Annotated in this window: 24 protein-coding genes and 1 riboswitch; of the genes, 22 read left to right on the top strand and 2 right to left on the bottom strand. The window is 73.5% G+C overall.

The genetic code is table 11. The annotated features are described in order from the left end of the window. Window positions 1-12: 12 nt before the first annotated feature. From ETU37_RS14285 to rpe, 13 genes are all read left to right on the top strand, one after another. A complete protein-coding gene (locus tag ETU37_RS14285; RefSeq protein WP_129988020.1) occupies window positions 13-2079 on the top strand; it encodes a M3 family metallopeptidase in 2067 nt (688 codons plus the stop codon). Continuing rightward, window positions 2079-2549 (top strand): hypothetical protein, encoded by a 471-nt coding sequence (locus ETU37_RS14280; RefSeq protein ID WP_129988019.1) that lies wholly within the window; start codon window positions 2079-2081, stop codon window positions 2547-2549. The genes ETU37_RS14285 and ETU37_RS14280 overlap by 1 nt, the downstream gene beginning before the upstream one ends. A gap of 91 nt (window positions 2550-2640) precedes the next feature. After that, the gene (mihF, locus tag ETU37_RS14275; RefSeq protein WP_129988018.1) at window positions 2641-2961 is read left to right on the top strand and encodes an integration host factor, actinobacterial type; all 321 of its coding nucleotides are present in this window, start codon (window positions 2641-2643) and stop codon (window positions 2959-2961) included. Then, entirely contained in the window at window positions 2954-3544 is a 591-nt protein-coding gene (gene gmk / locus ETU37_RS14270) for a guanylate kinase (RefSeq protein WP_129988017.1), read from the top strand. Before mihF ends, gmk begins: the two co-directional genes overlap by 8 nt. Before the next feature lie 30 nt (window positions 3545-3574). Continuing rightward, window positions 3575-3877: a DNA-directed RNA polymerase subunit omega gene (gene rpoZ, locus ETU37_RS14265; RefSeq protein WP_129988016.1), complete on the top strand. Its 303-nt coding sequence runs from the start codon at window positions 3575-3577 to the stop codon at window positions 3875-3877. 13 nt (window positions 3878-3890) lie between these two features. Then, entirely contained in the window at window positions 3891-5147 is a 1257-nt protein-coding gene (gene coaBC, locus ETU37_RS14260) for a bifunctional phosphopantothenoylcysteine decarboxylase/phosphopantothenate--cysteine ligase CoaBC (RefSeq protein WP_129988015.1), read from the top strand. A gap of 70 nt (window positions 5148-5217) precedes the next feature. Further along, on the top strand, window positions 5218-6414 hold the full coding sequence (metK, locus tag ETU37_RS14255; RefSeq protein ID WP_129988014.1) for a methionine adenosyltransferase: 1197 nt from the start codon (window positions 5218-5220) through the stop codon (window positions 6412-6414). A 340-nt stretch (window positions 6415-6754) separates the two neighbouring features. Next, complete coding sequence (locus ETU37_RS14250) at window positions 6755-8827, top strand: primosomal protein N' (RefSeq protein ID WP_240755742.1); 2073 nt, start codon at window positions 6755-6757, stop codon at window positions 8825-8827. A gap of 28 nt (window positions 8828-8855) precedes the next feature. Beyond that, the gene (locus tag ETU37_RS14245) at window positions 8856-9614 is read left to right on the top strand and encodes a glycoside hydrolase family 16 protein (protein WP_129988013.1); all 759 of its coding nucleotides are present in this window, start codon (window positions 8856-8858) and stop codon (window positions 9612-9614) included. 20 nt (window positions 9615-9634) lie between these two features. Next, window positions 9635-10180 (top strand): peptide deformylase, encoded by a 546-nt coding sequence (gene def, locus ETU37_RS14240; RefSeq protein WP_129988012.1) that lies wholly within the window; start codon window positions 9635-9637, stop codon window positions 10178-10180. Further along, entirely contained in the window at window positions 10180-11115 is a 936-nt protein-coding gene (gene fmt / locus ETU37_RS14235; RefSeq protein WP_129988011.1) for a methionyl-tRNA formyltransferase, read from the top strand. Before def ends, fmt begins: the two co-directional genes overlap by 1 nt. Window position 11116: 1 nt before the next feature. Continuing rightward, on the top strand, window positions 11117-12451 hold the full coding sequence (locus tag ETU37_RS14230) for an RsmB/NOP family class I SAM-dependent RNA methyltransferase (RefSeq protein ID WP_129988010.1): 1335 nt from the start codon (window positions 11117-11119) through the stop codon (window positions 12449-12451). 13 nt (window positions 12452-12464) lie between these two features. Then, window positions 12465-13127, top strand: coding sequence for a ribulose-phosphate 3-epimerase (rpe, locus tag ETU37_RS14225; RefSeq protein ID WP_129988009.1), 663 nt, complete (start codon window positions 12465-12467; stop codon window positions 13125-13127). Here rpe and ETU37_RS14220 read toward each other — a convergent pair whose 3' ends face one another. Together ETU37_RS14220 and ETU37_RS14215 are read right to left on the bottom strand one after the other, a co-directional pair. Next, window positions 13128-14537 (bottom strand): sensor histidine kinase, encoded by a 1410-nt coding sequence (locus tag ETU37_RS14220; RefSeq protein ID WP_129988008.1) that lies wholly within the window; start codon window positions 14535-14537, stop codon window positions 13128-13130. Beyond that, window positions 14537-16180, bottom strand: coding sequence for an NAD(P)/FAD-dependent oxidoreductase (locus ETU37_RS14215; protein WP_129988007.1), 1644 nt, complete (start codon window positions 16178-16180; stop codon window positions 14537-14539). Before ETU37_RS14215 ends, ETU37_RS14220 begins: the two co-directional genes overlap by 1 nt. 142 nt (window positions 16181-16322) lie before the next feature. Further along, window positions 16323-16452, top strand: a riboswitch (FMN riboswitch). 99 nt (window positions 16453-16551) lie between these two features. Between ETU37_RS14215 and ribD the strand changes: the two genes are divergently transcribed. From ribD to ETU37_RS14170, 9 genes are all read left to right on the top strand, one after another. Beyond that, a complete protein-coding gene (gene ribD, locus ETU37_RS14210) occupies window positions 16552-17628 on the top strand; it encodes a bifunctional diaminohydroxyphosphoribosylaminopyrimidine deaminase/5-amino-6-(5-phosphoribosylamino)uracil reductase RibD (protein ID WP_240755741.1) in 1077 nt (358 codons plus the stop codon). Further along, complete coding sequence (locus ETU37_RS14205) at window positions 17628-18248, top strand: riboflavin synthase (RefSeq protein ID WP_129988006.1); 621 nt, start codon at window positions 17628-17630, stop codon at window positions 18246-18248. The genes ribD and ETU37_RS14205 overlap by 1 nt, the downstream gene beginning before the upstream one ends. Next, entirely contained in the window at window positions 18245-18937 is a 693-nt protein-coding gene (gene pnuC / locus ETU37_RS14200; RefSeq protein WP_129988005.1) for a nicotinamide riboside transporter PnuC, read from the top strand. The genes ETU37_RS14205 and pnuC overlap by 4 nt, the downstream gene beginning before the upstream one ends. Then, the gene (locus ETU37_RS14195) at window positions 18934-20172 is read left to right on the top strand and encodes a bifunctional 3,4-dihydroxy-2-butanone-4-phosphate synthase/GTP cyclohydrolase II (protein ID WP_129988004.1); all 1239 of its coding nucleotides are present in this window, start codon (window positions 18934-18936) and stop codon (window positions 20170-20172) included. The genes pnuC and ETU37_RS14195 overlap by 4 nt, the downstream gene beginning before the upstream one ends. After that, on the top strand, window positions 20169-20645 hold the full coding sequence (gene ribH, locus ETU37_RS14190; RefSeq protein ID WP_129988003.1) for a 6,7-dimethyl-8-ribityllumazine synthase: 477 nt from the start codon (window positions 20169-20171) through the stop codon (window positions 20643-20645). Before ETU37_RS14195 ends, ribH begins: the two co-directional genes overlap by 4 nt. A 31-nt stretch (window positions 20646-20676) precedes the next feature. Then, window positions 20677-20940 (top strand): phosphoribosyl-ATP diphosphatase, encoded by a 264-nt coding sequence (locus ETU37_RS14185; RefSeq protein WP_129988002.1) that lies wholly within the window; start codon window positions 20677-20679, stop codon window positions 20938-20940. Window positions 20941-20959: 19 nt separating this feature from the next. After that, window positions 20960-21829: an ATP phosphoribosyltransferase gene (gene hisG / locus ETU37_RS14180; protein ID WP_129988001.1), complete on the top strand. Its 870-nt coding sequence runs from the start codon at window positions 20960-20962 to the stop codon at window positions 21827-21829. Next, complete coding sequence (locus ETU37_RS14175; protein WP_129988000.1) at window positions 21813-22298, top strand: PH domain-containing protein; 486 nt, start codon at window positions 21813-21815, stop codon at window positions 22296-22298. Before hisG ends, ETU37_RS14175 begins: the two co-directional genes overlap by 17 nt. A 139-nt stretch (window positions 22299-22437) precedes the next feature. Beyond that, the gene (locus ETU37_RS14170) at window positions 22438-22872 is read left to right on the top strand and encodes a hypothetical protein (RefSeq protein WP_129987999.1); all 435 of its coding nucleotides are present in this window, start codon (window positions 22438-22440) and stop codon (window positions 22870-22872) included. The last annotated feature ends 65 nt before the right edge of the window (window positions 22873-22937 follow it).

Genomic DNA, 22937 nt, shown 5'->3' with positions numbered 1-22937 from the left:
TAGAAAGTCCCCATGCCAGACACCACCCTGGACCCGAACAACCCGTTCGCGACCGCCAGCACCCTGCCGTTCGCGTTCCCTCCGTTCGACGCGATCCGTCACGAGCACTACCGGCCGGCCTTCGACGCCGGCGTCGCCGAGCACCGCGCCGAGATCGACGCGATCACCGCCGACCCCGCGCCGCCGACCTTCGACAACACCCTGGTGCCGCTGGAGCGGTCCGGACGGCTGCTCGACCGGACCATGCGGGTCTTCTACGAGATGGCCAACTCGATGGCCACGCCCGAGATGCAGGAGCTCGAGGGCGACCTGATGCCGGCCTGGTCGGCACACCGCGACGCGATCCTGCTGGACCAGGCCCTCTTTGCGCGCATCGACGCCGTGCACGCCGCCCGGCACGATGGCGGCCTGACGCCCGAGCAGGTCCGCCTCGTGGAGCGGCACCACACCGACTTCGTCCGTGCCGGCGCCGCCCTGCCGGCCGCCCAGCAGCAGCGGCTCCGCGAGCTCAACGAGCAGATCAGCCGCGCCACCACGGCATTCGGGTCCACCCTGCTGGCCGAGGCCAACTCGATGGCCGTGCACGTCACCGACGTGGCCGAGCTGGCCGGCCTGTCCGACGACGCCGTCGAGGCCGCGGCGCTGGCCGCCAAGGAGCGCGAGGTCGACGGCTACGTCCTGACGCTGCTGTCTCCCACGATCCAGCCCGCGCTCGCCTCCCTGCGCAATCGCGAGACCCGCCGCCGGCTGCACCAGGCCGCCACCACGCGGGGCATGCGCGGCGGCGACCACGACACCCGTTCCCTGATCGTCGAGATCGCGGCCCTGCGGGCCGAGCGCGCCGGGCTGTTCGGCCACCCCGACCACGCGTCGTACGTCGTCGAGGACCAGACCGCCGGCACCACCACGGCCGTCACCGGCATGCTCGACGCGATGGCCGCCCCGGCGATGGCCAACCTCGACGACGAGCGCGCTGCGATCGAGGCGGCGATGCGGGCCGACGGCATCGACGGCCCCGTCGAGCCGTGGGACTGGACCTACTACGCGGGGCGGGTCAAGGCGGCGACCTTCGACGTCGACCCGCAGGAGCTGCGCCCGTACTTCTCGCTGGAGCGCGTGCTCCACGACGGCGTGTTCCTGGCCGCCGAGCGGCTCTACGGCCTCACCTTCACCGAGCGGCCCGACCTGCCCGGCTACGCCCCCGACGTGCGCACCTACGAGGTCTTCGACCACGACGGCAGCACGCTCGGCCTGTTCGTGTGCGACTGGTTCGCCCGGCCCACCAAGCGCGGTGGCGCGTGGATGGACGAGTTCGTCACGCAGTCCCACCTGCTCGACGAGAAGCCGGTGGTCGTGGTCTGCCTCAACGTGCCGAAGCCTGCGGCGGGACAGCCGGCGCTGATGACCGTCGACGAGGTGCGCACGGCGTTCCACGAGTTCGGTCACGCATTGCACGGGCTGTTCTCCGACGTCACCTACCCGCGTCTGGCCGGCACCGAGGTCCCGCGCGACTTCGTGGAGTTCCCCTCGCAGGTCAACGAGATGTGGATGTGGGACCCGGCGGTGCTGGCCAGCTACGCACGCCACCACGCCACGGGGGAGCCGCTGCCCCAGGACGTCGCCGACCGCCTGATCGCCTCCAGCGAGGCCGGCATGGGCTTCGACACCGTCTCGATGCTCGGAGCCGCCCTGCTCGACCACGAGTGGCACCGGCTGGTCCCCGACGCGAAGCCGGTCACCGTCGACGAGGTCGAGGCGTTCGAGCGCGGCGCGCTGGAGAAGCACGGCGTCGCGTCCCCGCTGGTGCCGCCGCGGTACCGCACCGGCTACTTCGCGCACGCGTTCACCAACGGGTACGACGCCGGCTACTACTCCTACCTGTGGAGCGAGGTGCTCGACGCCGACATGGTCGACTGGTTCCGCGACAACGGCGGGCTGCGCCGCGTGAACGGCGACGCGTTCCGCGCCGGGCTGCTGTCCCGGGGCGGTGCGGTCGACCCGATGGAGGCATTCGCGTCGATCCGCGGCCGCGGGCCGAGCACCGAGCCGCTGCTGCGCCGCCGCGGCCTGCTCGACTGATGCCGGCGGCCCGTGTCGGCACGGTCGCGGCCCTCGTCCTGCTGCTCGTGGCTCCGGCCGCGTGCAGCGACGAAGGCTCGACCGACGACTACTGCGCCGCCCTCAGTGACGAGAAGGCCACGCTCGAGCGGCTGTCCGGCCGGGACGGGGGCTCCGGCGGCGACGCGATCGAGCAGAGCGTGCAGGTCTTCGAGCGGCTCCGCGACGCCGCCCCGGCCGACCTGCGCGACGAGTGGACGACGTACGTCAACGCCTGGCGCGGTCTGACCGACGCCCTCGACGCGGCGGGCGCGGACGCGTCGGTGTTCCGGGACGGGAAGCGGCCGGAGGGTGTCGACCCCGAGGCGTACGACGCGATCCAGGACGCGGCGGGCAAGCTGACGTCGACACCGGTGCGGGAGGCGTCCGCGGGCATCGAGCAGCACGCCGCCGACGTGTGCGACGTCGACCTCGGCGGCGCCGTCGGCTGACGCCGCCCGGCCCGCGTTGCAGCGCGGGGGCCGGGGTCACTAGATTGCGACCTGTCCACCACCCACCCGCCGACCGACCCGAGGATGCACCGTGGCTTTGCCGGAACTCACGCCGGAGCAGCGCCAGGCCAACCTGGAGAAGGCCGCAGCCTCGCGGCGCGAGCGGGCCGAGGTGAAGAACCGCCTCAAGCACTCCGGCGCCTCGATCGTCGACGTGCTGCACCAGGGCCAGGAGAACGACGTCATCGGCAAGATGCGGGTGCTCGACCTGCTCACCTCGATGCCGGGCCTGGGCAAGGTGCGCGCCCGGCAGATGATGGAGCGCCTCAGCATCTCGGAGAGCCGCCGCGTGCGCGGCCTCGGTGCCAACCAGATCGCCGCGCTGGAGCGCGAGTTCGGCTCGCGTGGCTGACCGGCCCCGCCCGAGCCGCCTGACCGTCCTCGCCGGACCCACCGCGGTGGGCAAGGGCACCGTCGCGGCCCAGATCCGCGAGCACCACCCCGAGGTGTGGATCTCGGTCTCGGTCACCACGCGGAAGCCCCGGCCGGGGGAGATCCACGGCCGGCACTACTACTTCGTGACCGACGCGGAGTTCGACGCGCTCGTCGCCGATGGCCAGCTCCTGGAGTGGGCGGTCGTGCACAAGGCGGCGCGCTACGGCACTCCGCGCAAGCCGGTCGAGCAGGCGCTCGCCGAGGGCCGGCCCGCGCTGCTGGAGATCGACCTGCAGGGCGCCCGGCAGGTGCGGGAGACGATGCCGGAGGCCTTGTTCGTGTTCCTGAAGCCACCGTCGTGGGAGGAGCTGGTCCGCCGGCTCGTCGGGCGGGGCACCGAGGACGAGGAGGAGCGCACCCGCCGCCTGGAGACCGCTCGCGAGGAGCTGGCCGCCGAGTCGGAGTTCGACGTGACGGTGGTCAACACCGAAGTTCACGCTGCGGCGGAGGAGTTGGTAACCTTGATGGTTGAACCACCAGGACCGTCGCCGGTCCGGTAACCCCAACCCCCATCGTGAGGTAGTCACCGCGTGTCCGGAACCGCACCACTCGCCGAGGGCATCACCAACCCCCCGATCGACGAGCTCCTGACGAAGACCGACTCGAAGTACAAGCTGGTCCTCTACAGCGCCAAGCGCGCGCGTCAGATCAACGCCTACTACTCCCAGCTCGGCGAGGGCCTGCTCGAGTACGTCGGCCCGCTCGTGGACACCCACGTGCAGGAGAAGCCGCTGTCGATCGCCATGCGCGAGATCAACGACGACCTCCTGACCTGCGAGGACATCGACCCCGAGGCCGAGGCCGCCGAGGCAGCCGCGACCACCGAGGACTGACGGGACCTCCGTCGTGTCGGGCCCGGAGGAGCACGGCGGCGCGCCGCGCGTCGTGCTCGGGGTGAGTGGCGGCATCGCCGCCTACAAGGCCTGCGAGCTGCTCCGTCGCTTCACCGAGTCGGGCCACGACGTCACCGTCGTACCGACCCGGGCCGCCCTGGAGTTCGTCGGCGCCGCCACCTGGGCGGCGCTGTCCGGTAAGCCCGTTTCGTCCGACGTGTGGGACTCGGTCCACGAGGTCCCGCACGTCCGCATCGGCCAGGCCGCCGACCTGGTCGTCGTGGCGCCCGCCACCGCCGACGTGCTGGCCAAGGCCGCGCACGGTCTGGCCGACGACCTGCTCAGCAACACCCTGCTCACCGCGCGGTGCCCGGTGGTGTTCGCGCCGGCGATGCACACCGAGATGTGGGAGCACGCCGCCACGCAGGAGAACGTCGCCACCCTGCGCCGCCGCGGCGCCGTCGTGATCGAGCCTGCCGAGGGCCGGCTCACCGGCGCCGACACGGGCAAGGGCCGGTTCCCGGACCCCGCCGAGATCTTCGAGCTCGCCCGCGACGTCCTCGCCCGGAGCACGCTGGGCGGCGGCACGCCGCTGGACCTCGCCGGCCGCCACGTCGTCGTCTCCGCCGGCGGCACCCGCGAGTACCTCGACCCGGTCCGCTTCCTCGGCAACCGCTCCTCGGGCCGGCAGGGCTACGCCCTCGCCCGTGCGGCCGCTGCCCGCGGCGCCGAGGTGACCCTGGTGGCCGCCAACGTGGCGCTGCCCGACCCGGCCGGGGTCAAGGTGGTCTCGGTCGAGACCACCGGCCAGCTCCGCGACGCGGTCGTGGCCGCCGCGGCGACCGCCGACGCGGTCGTGATGGCCGCCGCCCCGGCCGACTACCGGCCCACCGAGACGGCCACGTCGAAGATGAAGAAGTCCGACGACGGCTCGGCGCCGACGATCCACCTCGCCCAGACGCCCGACGTCCTGGCCGAGATCTCCCGCGACCGGGCCAACCCGGCCGCGGTCATCGTCGGTTTCGCTGCCGAGACCGGCGACGACGCCGGCTCCGTGCTCGACCACGGCCGCGCCAAGCTCGCCCGCAAGGGCTGCGACCTGCTCGTCGTCAACGACGTGCGCGGTGGCAAGGTGTTCGGGGCCAGCGACAACGAGGCGGTCATCCTCGACGTCGACGGCGGCGCCCAGGAGGTGCCGCTGGCGAGCAAGTCTGTGCTGGCGCACGCGATCTGGGACCGCGTCGCGGCGCGGTTCGAGACCCCCGCCTGACGCTCCGGCACAGCAGGTAGGGTTCTCGACGGTTTCAGTAGGGTTTTCTGATGAATGGGGTAGCAGCACCGTGACAGGACGTCTCTTCACCTCCGAGTCCGTGACCGAGGGTCACCCGGACAAGATCGCCGACCAGATCAGCGACTCCGTGCTCGACGAGATGCTGCGCCAGGACCCGGGCAGCCGGGTCGCGGTCGAGACGCTGCTCACCACCGGTCTCGTGGTCGTCGCCGGCGAGGTGACCACCAGCGGGTACGTCGACGTCAAGGGCATCGTCCGCAAGCGGATCCTCGACATCGGCTACGACTCGTCGCTCAAGGGCTTCGACGGCCACTCGTGCGGCGTCATGGTCGCGATCGGCGGCCAGTCCGGCGACATCGCGCAGGGCGTCGACGCGGGCCACGAGTCGCGCACCGAGTCCTCCGTCGACCCGCTCGACAAGCAGGGCGCCGGCGACCAGGGCCTGATGTTCGGCTACGCCTGCGACGACACCCCCGAGCTCATGCCGCTCCCCATCACCATCGCGCACCGCCTGGCCGAGCGGCTGACCGCCGTACGCAAGAACGGCACGCTGTCCTACCTGCGTCCCGACGGCAAGACCCAGGTCACGATCGAGTACGACGACGAGGACCGCCCGGTCCGCGTCGACACCGTCGTGGTCTCCACCCAGCACGCCGCCGACATCGACCTCGAGGCGATGCTCACGCCCGACATCCGCGAGCACGTCGTCGACGCGGTCCTCGCCGACTTCGACATCCCGTCCGACGGCTACCGCCTGCTGGTGAACCCGACGGGCCGCTTCGAGGTGGGTGGCCCGATGGGCGACGCCGGCCTCACCGGCCGCAAGATCATCATCGACACCTACGGCGGCATGGCCCGTCACGGCGGCGGCGCCTTCTCCGGCAAGGACCCGTCCAAGGTCGACCGCTCCGCCGCCTACGCCATGCGCTGGGTCGCCAAGAACGTCGTCGCCGCGGGTCTCGCCCGCCGCTGCGAGGTCCAGGTCGCCTACGCCATCGGCAAGGCGCAGCCGGTCGGCTTCTACGTCGACTGCTTCGGCACCGAGGCCGTCTCGGTCGCAACGATCCAGAAGGCCGTCGAGGAGGTCTTCGACCTGCGCCCGGCCGCGATCATCCGCGACCTCGACCTGCTCCGCCCGATCTACGCCGACACCGCCGCCTACGGCCACTTCGGCCGCGAGCTGCCGAGCTTCACCTGGGAGCGCACCGACCGCGTCGACGCGCTCAGGACTGCTGCCGGCGTCTGACCCCAGCCCACCTCGCTCGCTCCCGGTCGCGCCTTTGCGCGGCCGGGAGCCTGCTGTAACGCGGGGTTATGGACGCTTCACAAGGCGAATGCCGCGTGGGAAGCGTCCATACGCCTCGGGAAGTGCTCGCGTACGGCGCCCTCTGCCCTGGCGTTGCGAGGGCAAGACGCGCCGACTCGACCCGTCTGCGAGGGCAAGACGCGCCGACTCGACCCGTCTGCGAGGGCAAGACGCGCCGACTCGACCCGTCTGCGAGGGCAGGACGCGCCGACTCGACGGGTTTCGGCGGGAGGTTCGGGCCGGGTCGGCGGGGTCGGTGGCGCCTGGGAGGATCGGGGCCGTGACCGAGCGGGACAAGCGGGGCGAGGGCGACGAGCCGCAGCTGGAGCTGCCCGGGCTCGCGTCCGCCCGCGGCACCGCCCGCGCGGTCAAGAAGCAGGCCGCAAAGCAGACGAAGGGCCCGAAGCCCGTCGATCCGGCCGAGACGCTGCCCGTCGCGCGGGTGCTCGTCGACGTGCCGCTGGCGCACCTCGACCGGCCGTTCGACTACCTCGTGCCGCGCAAGCTCGACGCCGATGTGGTGCCGGGTGCGCGGGTCAAGGTGCGGTTCGCGGGCCAGGACGTCGACGGGTTCGTGCTCGAGCGCGTCGCGGAGTCCGACCACCCGGGGCGCCTCGCGCCGCTGCGCCGGGCGGTCAGCGCCGAGCCGGTGCTGTCGCCGGCGGTCGGGCGGCTCTCGAAGCTCGTGGCCGCGCGCTACGCCGGCACCCGGTCCGACGTGCTCCGGCTGGCGGTCCCGCCCCGGCACGCCACCACCGAGAAGCAGGAGTCCGCACCCGCGCCGGCTCCCGGGTGTGGGGACACCGAGGCGGCCGAGCGCGCCTGGCAGCCGTACGGCGGGGGGCTGGTCGACGCGCTCGCCACGGGCGGCACGCCGCGGGTGGTGTGGACCGCGCTGCCGGGCGCCGACTGGCCGACCCTGCTCGCCCACGCCGCCGCCGCGACGCTGACGTCCGGGCGCGGCTCGCTGCTGTGCGTGCCCGACCACCGCGACGTGGCGCGCGTCGACGCCGCCCTCACCGCCGTCCTCGGCGCGGGACGGCACGCCGTGCTGACGGCCGACGCGGGACCGGCTGAGCGCTACCGGGCGTTCCTCGCGGTCAGCCGCGGGGCGGTGCAGGTCGTGCTCGGCACCCGCGCCGCGGCCTTCGCCCCCGTCCACCGCCTCGGCCTCGTCGCGCTGTGGGACGACGGCGACGACCTCTACGCCGAGCCGCGCGCGCCGTACCCCCACACCCGCGAGGTCCTCCTCACCCGCGCCCAGGAGGAGGGCACCGCGGCCGTGGTCGGCGGGTTCGCGCGCACGGTCGAGGGGGAGTACCTCGTCCGCACCGGCTGGGCCGCCGACCTCGCCGCCCCGCGCACCGTGGTCCGCGCGACCGCCCCCCAGGTCGCCGTCACCGGCGCGACCGACCGCGAGCTCGAGCGCGACCCCGGGGCGCGCACCGCCCGCCTTCCCCGCACGGCGTACGACGCCATCCGCACCGGTCTCGAGCACGGGCCGGTGCTGCTGCAGACCCCCCGCCAGGGGTACGCCGCCAGCCTCGCCTGCGACCGGTGCCGCACACCCGCGCGCTGCCGCACCTGCCAGGGGCCGCTGCACCTGCCCCGGCCGGCGGAGCCGCCGACGTGCCGCTGGTGCGGGACGCCGGAGCCGCAGTGGGCGTGCGGCGAGTGCGGCAACCGCGGCCTGCGGGCGCCCGTGCTGGGGGAGCGGCGCACCGCCGAGGAGCTCGGCCGGGCGTTCCCGCGCGTGCCGGTCCGCACCTCCGGCGGCGACCACGTCCTCGCCCAGGTCGACGCGAAGCCGTCGCTGGTCGTGGCCACGCCGGGGGCAGAGCCGGTGGCCGAGGGCGGCTACGCCTGCGTCGTGCTGCTCGACACCTGGCTGATGCTGTCCCGACCCGACCTGCGCACGGCCGAGGAGTCGCTGCGCCGCTGGCTCAACGCGGCCGCCCTGGCTCGTCCCGGGCAGCAGGACGGACGCGTCGTGGTCGTCGGGGACCCCGCCGACCCCGCGCTGCAGGCCCTGGTGCGCTGGGACCCGTCCGGGTTCGCCGGCCGGGAGATGGCGGAACGGCAGTCCGCCCACCTGCCGCCCGCTTCCCGGCTGGCCACGCTCACCGGTGCCGAGGACGACCTCGAGGCCGCCACCGCGGCGCTGACGCTGCCCGAGGGGGCCGAGCTGCTGGGCCCGGTCCCGGCCGACGACGACCAGCTCCGGCTCGTCGTCCGGGTGCCCCGCGCTGCCGGTCCCGCCCTGTCGCGGGCCCTGGTCGAGCTCCAGGGCGTCCGCGACGCCAAGAAGCTGCCCGCCCTCCGCGTGCAGATCGACCCGGTCGCCCTCGAATGACCCGCGCGCGACGGGTAACCCTTGACATGTGACCGCTTTCCGCGACGACTTCGGCGGCACCGACCTCGACCTCGGCGTCTGGGTGCCGCACTACCTGCCGGCCTGGAGCTCCCGGGCCGCGACCGCCGCCTCCTACGAGGTGCGCGACTCCCGCCTCACGCTCCGGGTCCCCATCGACCACCCGCTCTGGTGCCCCGACGACCACCCGACCCCGCTGCGGGTCAGCGGCATCATGTCCGGCAACTTCTCCGGACCGGTCGGCAGCACCGTCGGCCAGCAGCAGATCTACGCCGACCAGACCGTCAAGGAGGAGCAGCCGGCCCACTGGGGCTGGACGCCCGCCGGCGGCCGCATCGAGATGCGCTGCGCGATGCGGATCTCGCCGCGCTCGATGGCGGCGTTCTGGATGGTCGGCCGCGAGACGACGCCCGAGCAGTCCGCCGAGATCTGCGTGGTCGAGGTGTTCGGCAACGCCCTCGAGCCCGGCCGCTCCGCGGAGGTCGGGATGGGGCTGCACCGGTTCCGCGACCCCGACATCAAGGAGGACTTCGCGGCGCCGCGCCTGGACATCGACGTGACACAGATGCACGACTACGCCGTCGACTGGACCGCCGAGCGCTGCGTGTTCACCGTCGACGGCCAGGAGGTGCGCACCTGCCCGGACCCACCGACGTACCCGATGCAGATGATGGTCGCCGTCTTCGACTTCCCCGAGTGGTCGACCGGTGTCGACAGCCACCTCGTGCCCGAACTCGTCGTCGAGCACCTCACCGGGAGTCACCAGTAACCCCTCCGTAGACTCGCGCCGTGCCCGTCCAGCCCATCCGACTCTTCGGCGACCCCGTCCTCCGTACCCCGGCGACCCCCGTCGTCGACTTCGACAAGGAGCTGCGCCGGCTCGTCGAGAACCTCACCGACACGATGATGGCCGCGCCCGGCGCCGGCCTCGCCGCGCCGCAGATCGGCGTCGGCCTGCGCGTGTTCACCTGGCACGTCGAGGACGAGACCGGCCACCTGGTGAACCCGGTCCTCGACCTCTCCGAGGACACCCAGGACGGCGACGAGGGCTGCCTGTCGATCCCCGGGCTGACCTTCGACTGCCGGCGCGCGCTGTCGGTGGTGGCCAAGGGCTTCAACATGTACGGCGACCCGGTGATGATCGAGGGCTCCGAGCTGCTCGCCCGCGCGATCCAGCACGAGACCGACCACCTCGACGGCATCCTGTTCGTCGACCGGCTGGACCGCGAGGCGCGTAAGGCGGCGATGAAGGCGATCCGCGAGGCCGAGTGGTTCGGCGAGCCGGCGCCGACGGTCAAGATCTCCCCGCACGCGACGCGAGGTCTGGGCTTCTGATGCGGGTCGTGTTCGCCGGCACGCCCGAGGTGGCCGTGCCGTCGCTCGACGCCATCGCGGCCAGCCCGCACGACCTCGTCGGTGTCGTCACCCGCCCCGACGCCCCGGCGGGCCGCGGCCGGAAGCTCGTCGCCTCGCCCGTCGCGCAGCGCGCCGAGGAGCTCGGTGTCCCGGTGCTCAAGCCGGACCACCCGCGCGACCCGGAGTTCCAGGCCGCGCTGCGCGACCTCGCACCTGACTGCTGCCCCGTCGTCGCGTACGGGGCGCTGCTGCCGCAGTCCGCGCTCGACATCCCACGCCACGGCTGGGTCAACCTGCACTTCTCGCTGCTCCCGGCCTGGCGCGGCGCCGCCCCGGTGCAGCACGCGATCTGGCACGGCGACGAGGTCACCGGCGCCACGACGTTCCGGATCGTCCAGCAGATGGACGCCGGGCCGACGTACGGCGTGATGACCGAGGGCGTCCGGCCCACCGACACGGCCGGCGACCTGCTCGGCCGGCTCGCCACCGGCGGCGCGCAGCTGCTCGTCGCCACCCTCGACGGGATCGACAGCGGCGGCATCGAGGCGCGCCCCCAACCCACGGACGGCGTGAGCACAGCACCCAAGATCCGGGTCGAGGACGCCGAGGTCGACTGGACGGAGCCGGCGGCCGCCGTCGACCGGCGGATCCGCGCCTGCACGCCCGGTCCGGGCCCGTGGACGACCTTCGAGGGCGCGCGGTTCAAGGTCGGCCCTGTCCTGATCGAGGCCAACGTCGACTCCCTCGCCCCCGGAGAGCTGCGGGTGCAGAAGGACGCCGTCCTCGTCGGCACCGGCTCGCTGCCGGTCCGGCTCGGCGAGGTCAAGGCGTTCGGCAAGAAGCAGATGCCGGCCGCCGACTGGGCGCGCGGGGTGCGCGTCGAGTCGGGGGCGCGCTTCGGCGAAGGCGGCTGACGTGCCGGCGGACCGGGTCCGCGGCGCGGCGTACGACGTCCTCACCGCCGTCCGCGAGCAGGATGCGTACACCAACCTCGTGCTGCCGCCGCTCCTGCGCGCCCGGCAGATCACCGGTCGCGACGCGGCCTTCGCCACCGAGCTGGTGTCCGGCACGATCCGCCGCCAGGGCCTGTACGACGCCGTCCTGGCCGCCAACGTCGACCGCCCCCTCGCCAAGGTCGACCCGGGCGTGCTCGACGCGCTACGGCTCGGCACCCACCAGCTGCTCGCGATGCGCGTCCCGACCCATGCCGCGGTCGGCACGACCGTCGACCTCGTCCGCCGCAAGGTCGGCCACCGGCCGTCCGGCTTCGCCAACGCCGTGCTCCGCAAGGTCGCGCGGCACGACCTCGACGGCTGGGTCCGCCGGGTGGCCCCGGACCCTGGCAGCGACCCGCTCGGGTACGCCGAGGTCGCGCACGCCCACCCGCGCTGGGTCGTCGAGGCGCTGGCCGAGTCGCTCGGCGACCGCCGCGACGAGCTCGACGCCCTGCTCGCCGCCGACAACGACGCTCCGCGGGTCACCCTGGTCGCCCGGCCCGGGCTCGCCACCGTCGACGAGCTCGTCGCGGCCGGGGGAACGGCGTCCCGGCAGTCCCGCTACGCCGTCACGCTGCCCGGTGGCGACCCGGCGGCGGTGCCGGCCGTGGCCGAGGGCCGCGCGGGCGTGCAGGACGAGGGCTCGCAGCTGGTCGCCACCGCGCTGGCCGACGCTGCGCTCGACGGCACCGACGCCCGCTGGCTCGACACCTGTGCCGGGCCCGGCGGCAAGGCCGCCCTGCTCGCCGCCCTCGCTACCGAGCGCGGCGGCCTGCTCCTCGCCGCCGAGCTGCAGCACCACCGTGCGGTGCTCGTCCGCTCCGCCGTCCCGCGCGTGGTCACCGTGGACGGCACGCGGCCGGCCTGGCGGTCGGGCACCTTCGACCGGGTCATGGTCGACGCGCCCTGCTCCGGGCTCGGCGCGCTGCGCCGCCGGCCTGAGGCGCGCTGGCGCAAGCAGGCCGCCGACGTCGACGGGCTCGTGCCGCTCCAGGAGACCCTGCTGGACCGCGCGCTCGACGCGGCCCGGCCCGGCGGCGTCGTCGCCTACGTGACCTGCTCCCCGGTGCTCGCCGAGACCCGGGGCGTCGTGGCGGCCGTGCTGGCCCGGCGCGACGACGTACGCCTGGATGACGCCGCGCCGCTCCTGCCCGGTGTCACCGACGCCGCCGGCCCGCTGCCCGGCACCGTCCAGCTCTGGCCGCACCGGCACGGCACCGACGCCATGTTCCTGGCGCTCCTGCGACGCCACTAGGCTCGGCCGCATCATGGGCATCCAGATCTCCCCGAGCCTCCTGTCCGCCGACTTCGCCGACCTCGGCGCCGAGGCCGGCCGCATCGCCAGCGCCGACTGGCTGCACGTCGACGTGATGGACAACCACTTCGTCCCGAACCTCACCGTCGGCCTGCCCGTCGTCGAGGCGCTCGGCAAGGCGTCATCCACCCCGATGGACTGCCACCTGATGATCGAGGACCCCGACCGCTGGGCCCCGGCGTACGTCGAGGCCGGCGCCGGCAGCGTCACCTTCCACGTCGAGGCCGCGACCGCGCCGGTCCGCCTCGCGCGCGAGCTGCGGGCCAAGGGCGCCCGGGCTGGGATGGGGCTGCGGCCGGCGACGCCGATCGAGCCGTACGAGGACCTGCTGCCCGAGCTCGACATGCTGCTGGTGATGACGGTCGAGCCCGGCTTCGGCGGCCAGAAGTTCCTCGACGTGTGCCTGCCGAAGATCCGGCGCACCCGCGACCTGATCGACAAGCACGGCCTCGACCTCTGGCTGCAGGTCGACGGAGGCGTCTCGATGGAGACGATCGAGCGCTGCGCGGAGGCCGGGGCCGACATGTTCGTGGCCGGCTCGGCGGTGTTCGGCGCCGACGACCCCGACGCGATGGTGCGGCAGCTGCGGGCGACGGCGGAGGCCGCGGCGCGCTAGCTAGTCCGGGCGCCGTACCGGCAGCCGCACCCGCATCACGGTGCCGCGGCCGCGGGGCCCGCTGTCGACCTCGATCGTGCCCAGGTGCCGCTCGACGACGATCCGCTGGGCGATGTCGAGCCCCAGGCCGGTGCCCTTGCCGACGTCCTTGGTCGTGAAGAACGCCTCGAACACCCGCGCCGCCACCTCCGGCGCGATTCCCGGGCCGGTGTCGGCGACCGCCACCACCACGTGGTCACCGTCGAGCCGGGTCGTGATCGTCAGCGTCCCGGCGCCCTCCATCGCGTCGACCGCGTTGTCGACGAGGTTCGTCCAGACCTGGTTGAGCTCGCCCGGGTACGCCGCGATCTTCGGTACGTCGTCGGCGTAGTCGCGCACCACCGTCACGCCGTCGCGCAGCTTGTGGCCGAGCACGACCAGCGTGCTCTCGATGCCGTCGACGAGATCGACGTCCTGCGTGGCGGCACGGTCGACCTGGGAGTAGGACCGGACCGCGTTGACCAGCGTCGAGATCCGGCGCACGGCCTCGCCGGCCTCCCGCAGCACCAGCCCGACCTGCGCGGTGCGGGCCACCCAGGCGAACGCCGGCGTCAGCGCCGCGCCGGGCCCGACCACGTCGGCGACCCGCGCGCACCAGGCGGCGTCCGCGCCGGCCGGCACCAGCGCCGAGGCGAGCCGCCACGGGTCGGCCACGTCGCGGCCGCTCAGCCAGAGCCCGAGCTCCTGCTCGAGGTCGGCGTGGTCGAGCGCCGACAGCGGCGTGGCCGGTGGGCGCAGGTCGGTGCGCAGGGCGTCGAGGGCGGTGTACTGGTCGGCGGTGATCCCGGCGACGGCCAGGTCCCGCAGCGAGTCGAGGACCTGGCCGGCCAGCACCTGCACCTCGTCGACCGAGCGGGTGGCCGCGGCCGCGGGGTTGTTCAGCTCGTGCGCGAGGCCGGCGGCGAGGGTGCCGAGCGTGACCAGCGCGCCGTGCTGACGGGCGGTGGCGTCGATCGAGCGCGCGGTGTGGAAGACGCCGGTGATCAGGTGTCCGCCGAGCGGGAACCACTCGTCGGTCAGGGCGCGCAGCGACTCGGACGGCACCCGGAGCACGCGGCCCGGCTCCACCACGCGTCCGGTGGCGAGGTAGGTGCCGTGGTCGTCCCACGCCCGGAACCCACCCGCCCAGCGGCCCGGCACGTCCATCCGCGCGACGACCTCCTCGCGCTGCCCGACGCGGCGCGACAGCGCGATCGCGCCCTCGACGAGCACCCACCACTGCTCGGCCGGCAGGCCCTCGGTGAACAGCTCGGTGCCGGGCTCGGTCGCGACCGCCTCGCCGGCCTCGAGGAGCTGGGCGAGCTGGTCGTCGCCGAGCTTGGCGAAGATCGGCAGCGGCCGGAGCTCGTCGACCGTGAGCAGGGTGCCCATCAGACCGTCGCCAGGTAGCGGTGGACCAGGTGCACGGCCATCGCGCCCTCCCCGACGGCCGAGGCCACGCGCTTCATCGAGTCGAGCCGCACGTCGCCCGCGGCGAACACGCCGGGCAGGCTCGTCTCCAGGGCGTACGGCGCCCGGGGGAGCGGCCAGGCGGCGGCCAGGTCGGGCCCGGTCACGACGAACCCGTTGCCGTCCCGGGCGACCGTCGCGTCGAGCCAGTCGGTGCGCGGAGCCGCGCCGATGAACACGAACAGCCAGTCGGTGTCGACCTGCTCCTCGAGCCCGGCCGCCTCGTCGCGCAGCACGAGCGACTCGAGGTGGCCGTCGCCGCGGCACTCGGTGACCTGAGTCCGCAGCCGCACGTCGATGCCCGGGTGCGCCTCGATCCGGTCGACGAGGTACCGCGACATCGACGCCTCCAGCGAAGCGCCGCGGACCAGCAGAACGACCCGCTTGGCGTACTTGGCGAAGTTCAGCACCGCCTGGCCGGCCGAGTTGGCCGCTCCGACGACGTACACGACGTCGTCCTGGCACTGCGCCGCCTCCGAGGCGCTGGCGCCGTAGTAGACGCCCCGGCCGGTCAGCGCGTCGGTTCCGCCGGCCGGCAGCCGCCGGTAGGACACGCCGGTCGCCACGATCACCGTGCGAGCCTCCACGACGCTCTGGCCGTCGAGCACCACCGCCCGCACCGGGCCCCGCTCCTCGAGCGCCACCACGTCGCGGGCGACGACGAGCTCGGCGCCGAAGCGGCGCACCTGGGCGAGCGCCCGCTGGGCCAGGTCGGAGCCGCTCAGGCCGCGCGGGAACCCGAGGTAGTTCTCGATCGCGGCGCTCTGCCCTGCCTGGCCGCCGGGCGCCTCGCGCTCCACCACGACGGTGCTGAGCCCCTCCGACGCCGCGTAGACGGCCGCGGCCAGCCCGGCCGGCCCGCCGCCGACGATGCACACGTCGTAGAGCGGCTGCTGGGCCGCCGTGTTCAGGCCCAGCGCGCCCGCCAGGTCGAGGGTGGTGGGGGAGCGCAGCGTGCTGCCCGACGGCATCAGCACCAGCGGCAGCTCGTCCGGACCGGCCCCGGCCAGACCCGCGAGCCGGGCGCCCTCGTCGTCCCGCTCCACGTCGTACCAGACGTAGGGCACGTGGTTGCGCGCCAGGAACGTCTTGAGCTCGTGGCTGCGCTCGGACCACCGGTGCCCCACGACCCGAAGGTCGCCGGTGTGGTCGGGGTGCTCGCGCTGCCAGTCGCCGAGCAGGTCGTCGACGACCGGGTAGAGCCGCTCGTCGGGCGGGTCCCAGGGCTTCATCAGGTAGTGGTCGAGCCCGATCTCGTTGATCGCGGTGATCGCGACCTCGGTGTCGGCGTACGCCGTGAGCAGGACCTTCTTCGCCTGCGGCGCGTGCGTCGACGCCTGCTCGAGCATCTCCGTGCCGGTCATCTCCGGCATCCGCTGGTCGGTCAGGATCAGCGCGACCGGGTCGTCGCGGAGCGCGAGCTGGGCCAGCACGTCGAGGGCCTCAGGCCCCGAGGTGGTGCGCACGACCCGGTAGTCCTGGCCGTACCTCGTCAGCAGGTCGCGCGTGATCGCGGACGACACCTGCGGGTCGTCGTCCACGGTGACGATGGTCGGTCGGGCCATACCGGGTCCCCCCACGGTGGTGGGCCTCCCGAGTGGCCGAGCTGGTCATCGCAGCATAGGCGGTGACGACCACCTCGGGTGGTGGACCTCACAGCGCTCGTCCCTCGGGGTGTGGCAGGCTGGTCGCCGACGAGTGAACAGCTCGCGTGCTCTGGGGTCGGTGAAATTCCGAGCCGGCGGTGAAAGTCCGCGACCCGGCTGCAGCCAGCAGCCGGTTGACCAGGTGGAACTCCTGGACCGACGGTGAGAGTCCGGATGGGAAGCGCACGCGGCCGGTTCCGCACGACGACCGTTCCCCGGTCCGCCTGCGGTGCCGCCCCTGTCTTCCCTGCAGTGCCGACCCGGTCGCGCGAGACGCGACGAGAGGTCAGATGTTGAGCACCGGGAGCGGGCCGGGCACCAGCCCCGCCGAGCAGGCCGCGATGACGCGTGCGCTCGCGCTGGCCACCTCGCCCGGCGTCCCGCTCGGGCCGAACCCGCGCGTCGGCTGCGTGCTGCTGTCGCCGATGGGGACGACGCTGGCCGAGGGCTTCCATCGTGGCGCGGGCTCGCCGCACGCCGAGGTCGACGCGCTCGCTCGCGCCGGGGACCGCGCCCGTGGCGCCACCGCCGTCGTGACGCTCGAGCCGTGCAACCACACCGGCCGCACCGGACCCTGCGCCGAGGCGCTGGTCGCGGCCGGGGTCGCGCGGGTGGTGTACGCCCAGGCAGACACCAACCCGGTCGCCGAGGGCGGCGCCGCGACACTGCGGCGCGCCGGCGTCGAGGTGGTCGGCGGGCTCCTCGCCGACGAGGCGCGCGCGGTCAACCGCGAGTGGACCTTCGCCGTCGAGCACGGCCGCCCCTTCGTGACCTGGAAGTTCGCCACCACGCTCGACGGTCGCAGCGCCGCCGCCGACGGTACGTCGCGCTGGGTGTCGTCACGGCCGGCGCGGATCGACACGCACCGGCTGCGCGCCCGGTGCGACACGATCCTGGTCGGCACCGAGACCGTGCTCGTCGACGACCCGCAGCTCACCGTCAGGGACGAGGCCGACGAGAACCTCCCGCGCGAGCGCCAGCTGCTCCGCGCGGTGATGGGGCTGCGCGACGTGCCCGCCGACCGACGGGTCCGCGACGACGCCGCCGACTTCGTCCATCTCCGCACCCGCGACCCGCACGAGGCGCTGGGCGCGCTGTTCGCGCGCGACCGGCAGCACGTGTTCCTGGAGGGCGGCCCCACCCTGGCCGCGGCGTTCCTCCGGGCCGGGCTGGTCGACGAGGTCGTCGCCTACGTCGCCCCGATGCTGCTGGGCACCGGCCGCTCGGCCGTCGGCGACCTCGGGGTCACGACGATCGCCGACGCCTGGCACCTCGCCGTCACCGACGTGACCGTGCTCGGCGAGGGCGAGGAGACCAACGTCCGGCTCACCATGACGCCGCAGGACCGGAAGGAAGACAACGACTGATGTTCACCGGGATCGTCGAGGAGCTCGGCGTCGTCGAGGGGATCGAGCAGCAGGACGACGCGATCCGGCTCACCGTGCGCGGCGCGTTCGTCACCACCGACGCCTCGCTCGGCGACTCGATCGCCGTCAACGGCTGCTGCCTCACCGTCGCACAGCGGGACGGCGAGACGTTCACCGCCGACGTCATGCACGAGACCCTCAGCAAGACCTCGCTCGGCGTCCTCGACATCGGGTCGAAGGTCAACCTCGAGCGCGCCGTCACGCCCACCACCCGGCTCGGCGGACACGTCGTCCAGGGGCACGTCGACGGCACGGGCACCGTGCTGCGCCGTACCCCCAGCGAGCACTGGGAGGTCGTCGAGGTCGAGCTGCCCGCCGACCTGGCCCGCTACCTCGTGCCGAAGGGCTCGATCACCGTCGACGGCATCTCGCTCACGGTCGTCGACGTCCACGACGCCTCGTTCACCGTCAGCCTCATCCCCGAGACGCTGGCCCGCACCACCCTCGGCTTCAAGCAGCCCGGCGACCCCGTCAACCTCGAGGTCGACGTGATCGCCAAGTACGTCGAGCGCCTGCTCGAGCACCGACAGTCCCCCCAGGACCCCCAGGAGAACGCATGAGCATCATCGAGTGGCTGATCCACGGCACCTTCGCGGTGCCCGGGGGCGAGCTGCGCGTCCCCGAGGTCGTCGGCAACCTGTTCGGCCTCGCCAGCGCCGTCCTCGGCATGCGCCGGGTCGTCTGGGCGTGGCCGGTCGGTCTCGTCGGCAACGTCCTGCTGTTCACCGTCTTCGCCACCGGTGAGCTGAGCGGCGCCGTCACCGAGCCGCTGTGGGGACAGGCCGGCCGCCAGGTGTTCTTCGCCGCCGTGTCGATCTACGGCTGGTGGCGCTGGTCGCAGCTGCGCCGCCAGGGCGGCTCGGCCGACGGCCGCGCCATCACGCCCCGCTGGGCGACCGGCCGGGAGCGGCTGCTCCTCGTCGGCCTCGGCGTCGTCGGCTACGCCGTCGCGTACGCCGTGCTGACCCGGATCGGCTCCTGGGGCCCGACGACCGAGGCCTGGATCCTGGCCGGCTCGATGCTCGCGACCTACGGCATGGCACGCGGCTGGGTGGAGTTCTGGCTGGTCTGGATCCTCGTCGACGTGGTCGGCGTGACCACGCTGGTGCAGGCCGGCTACTACCCGACCGCGGCGATGTACCTCGTGTACGGCGGGTTCGTCATCCTCGGCTTCGTGGTCTGGCTCAAGGCGTCGCGCGCAGCCGCCGTACCGAAGCCCGACGAGCCGACCGTGGAGACCGTGGCATGAGCGTGCGGCTGGACACCGTCGAGCGCGCGATCGCCGACATCGCGGCCGGCAAGGCCGTCGTCGTGGTCGACGACGAGGACCGCGAGAACGAGGGCGACCTGGTCTTCGCCGCCAGCCGCTCGACCCCGGCGCTGATGGCGTTCACGATCCGCTACAGCTCGGGCGTGATCTGCGCCCCGATGGAGGCTGCCACCCTGGACCGGCTCGGCATCCCGCTGATGACCCCGCACAACCGCGACCGGCACCGGACGGCGTACACCGTCTCCGTCGACGCCCGCGACGGCGTCACCACCGGGATCTCGGCCGCCGACCGGTCGCACACCGTGCGGGTCCTGAACGACTCGGCCACCGAGCCGTTCGAGATCACCCAGCCCGGCCACGTGTTCCCGCTGCGGTACGCCGAGGGCGGTGTCCTCGCGCGGCCCGGGCACACCGAGGCGGCCGTCGACCTGGCCCGGCTCGCCGGGCTCACCCCGGCCGGCGTGATCTCCGAGATCGTCAACGACGACGGCACGATGAAGCGCGGCCAGGACCTCCGCGACTTCGCCGACGAGCACGACCTGGCGATGATCTCGATCGACGACCTGATCCACTACCGCCGCCGGCACGAGAGCCACGTACGGCGCGTCGCCGAGACCCACCTCCCGACCCGGGCGGGCGACTTCACGGCGTACGGCTACCGGATGACCATCGACGGCACCGAGCACGTCGCGCTCGTGCACGGCGACCTCGGCGACGGCGAGTCGGTGCTCACCCGGGTGCACTCCGAGTGCCTGACCGGGGACGTGTTCGCGTCCCACCGCTGCGACTGCGGGCCCCAGCTGGAGGAGGCGATGGAGCGGATCGTGGCGGAGGGCCGCGGTGTCGTCGTCTACCTGCGCGGCCACGAGGGCCGCGGCATCGGGCTTGTCGCCAAGCTGCAGGCCTACCAGCTCCAGGACGGCGGTCGCGACACCGTCGACGCGAACCTCGAGCTCGGCCTCCCTGCGGACGCGCGGCACTACGGCACCGCCACGCAGATCCTGCGCGACCTCGGTGTCGGCTCCGTGCGGCTGCTGACCAACAACCCCGACAAGGTCACCAACCTGCAGGACTACGGCGTGCCCGTCACCGAGCGGGTGCCGTTGACGCCGCACCCGAACGACCACAACATCGGGTACCTCCTGACCAAGCGGGACCGGATGGGCCACCACCTGCCGGACCTCACCGACCAGACCCCCGGAGCGACAGCATGAGCGGCCACGGCGCCCCCACCGACCAGCCCTTCGACTGCAGCGACCTGCGCGTCGCCGTCGTCGCGTCGAGCTGGCACACGCAGGTGATGGACGGCCTCCTCGCCGGCGCGCAGCGCGCCCTCGACGCCTACGAGGTCGAAGCACCCGAGGTCGTGCGCGTCCCCGGGTCGTTCGAGCTGCCCGTCGTCGCCAAGGCGCTGGCCGAGCGCGGCTACGACGCCGTCGTCGCGCTCGGCGTGGTCATCCGGGGCGGCACCCCACACTTCGACTACGTCTGCCAGGCCGCGACCGACGGGCTCACCCGGGTCACCCTCGACACCGGCATCCCCGTCGGCTTCGGCGTGCTCACGTGCGACGACGAGCAGCAGGCGCTCGACCGGGCCGGCCTCGAGGGGTCCTCGGAGGACAAGGGCTACGAGGCCACGTCGGCCGCCCTGGTGACCGCGACCACGCTCCGGGACGTCCGGAGCTAGCCCAACGGACCGTGGCCGTAGGGTTCATGCCGTGAAGACGTTCGACGAGCTCTGGACCGAGCTCTCCGAGAAGGCACAGACGCGACCGGAGGGCAGCGGCACGGTCGCCGCGCTCGACGCCGGCGTCCATGCCATCGGCAAGAAGCTGGTCGAGGAGGCCGCCGAGTCGTGGATGGCCGCCGAGCACGAGGGCAAGGAGCGCGCGGCCGAGGAGATCAGCCAGCTGCTCTACCACGCGCAGGTGCTGATGCTGGCCAGCGGCTTGTCGCTCGACGACGTCTACGCCCACCTCTGATCCCGAGGACCCACACCCCATGAGCATCACCAACGGAGGCGACACCCTCCGCATCGCGATCCCCAACAAGGGCTCGCTCTCGCAGTCCGCCTCCGACATGCTGCGCGAGGCCGGCTACAAGCAGCGCACCGACAGCAAGCAGCTCACGCTCACCGACACCGACAACGCGGTCGAGTTCTTCTACCTGCGGCCGCGCGACATCGCGCTGTACGTCGGGGAGGGCACGCTCGACGTCGGCATCACCGGCCGCGACCTGCTGCTCGACAGCGGCGCGAAGGCCGAGGAGGTGCTGCCGCTCGGCTTCGGCCGCTCGCGCTTCCGCTTCGCCGCCCCGGCCGGCACCGTCCGTGACCTCGACGGCCTCGCGGGCACGCGCATCGCCACGTCGTACGACGGGGTGGTGCGGCGCTACCTCGAGGAGCGCGGCATCGACGCGACCGTCACCCGGCTCGACGGCGCGGTCGAGACGTCGGTCCAGCTCGGCGTCGCCGACGTGATCGCCGACGTCGTCGAGACCGGCAGCACGCTGCGGCAGGCCGGGCTCGAGGTGTTCGGCGAGACGATCCTGGAGTCTGAGGCCGTGCTCGTCACGCGCGCCGGCTCCGCCGTACCGACGGGCTTCGAGGTGTTCCGGCGCCGCCTCGAGGGCGTCCTCGTGGCCCGGTCGTACGTGATGATGGACTACGACATCCCCGTCGAGCACGTCGAGCGGGCCGTTGCCCTGACGCCCGGCATCGAGAGCCCGACCGTGTCGCCGCTTCATCGGGAAGGGTGGGTCGCCGTGCGCTCCATGGTGCGCCGCGACACCGCCCACCGGGTGATGGACGAGCTGTACGACCTCGGCGCGCGGGGCATCCTGTCCACGGACATCCATGCCGCACGACTCTGAGTCGACGGGGCCGGCGCTGCCCGTGCGCCTGCCGCACACGTTCCGACCGCTCGGCGTCCGGATAGCGGTGTTCGTCTTCGGCGGCCTCCTGGTCCTGGTCGCCGCGGTCGTGTGGTTCACGTTCCCGCCGGAGATCCAGGCGAAGTTCACGACGTTCCAGCGCGGCACGATCATCGTGCTCGGACTCGGCTTCCTCGCGCTCGGCTGGGGGCTGGCCCGCAGCCGCGTCGAGGCGAGGGCCGAGGGCCTGCGGATCGTGAACGGCTACCGCTCCCGCTCGCTGGAGTGGAACGAGGTCGTCCGGGTCTCGATGCGCCCCGGCAGCCCCTGGGCGACGCTCGACCTCGCCGACGGCACCACCGCCCAGACCCTCGGCATCCAGTCGTCCGACGGCGCCCGCGCCACCCGGCAGGTCCGGGAGCTGCGCGGGCTGGTCGAGGTGCTGACCCGGACCGAGCGCGACGACTGAGAGCGGCCGGGACCAGCTGTAACGCGGGGTTATGGACGCTTCACAGGGCGTATGCCGCTGGGGAAGCGTCCATACGCCTGGGGAAGTGGTCCCGGGGCGGAGGCTGTACGGCGGGCCGCGGCACACGCACACTGAGCGCATGCCGACGAGCCAGGCGACCGCGCTGCGCGAGCCCCCGCGCACCGTGCCGCCGTGGCTCGCGCTGGCCGCGGGCGTGCTGCCGCTGATCGGCTTCGTGGTGTTCCTGCTGGTGCCGTACTACGTCAACGACCTCGACCGGCTGCCGCTGTCGGAGGTCGCGTCCGGTCTGCACGACCCCAAGGACCTCTGGCCGCGCAACGAGCCGGGCCTGGCCAGGTTCTTCGACCTGGGCGGCATGCTCACGGTGATGTTCGGGGCGGTCATCGCCGCCCTGGGCGTGTTCGCGAGCCTGCACGGGCTGGTCGCCGAGTGGCGGACCTCGGGGGCGGCGCGCAAGACGCTCTGGATCGTCGGTGCGACGAGCGCAGCGGCCATGCTGGGCCTCGGGCTGTCGCCGGTCGGCGGCGCGCTCTACGCGTGGTGGCTGGACTGACGAGCCGCAACTTCCCTAGGAATACGGACGCATCCCAAGCGGCATGCGCCTTGTGAAGCGTCCAT

Origin of the sequence: Nocardioides iriomotensis (assembly GCF_004168035.1) — a bacterium.
Lineage (GTDB): Bacteria > Actinomycetota > Actinomycetes > Propionibacteriales > Nocardioidaceae > Nocardioides_B > Nocardioides_B iriomotensis.
This window is presented reverse-complemented; position numbering and strand designations above follow the sequence as displayed.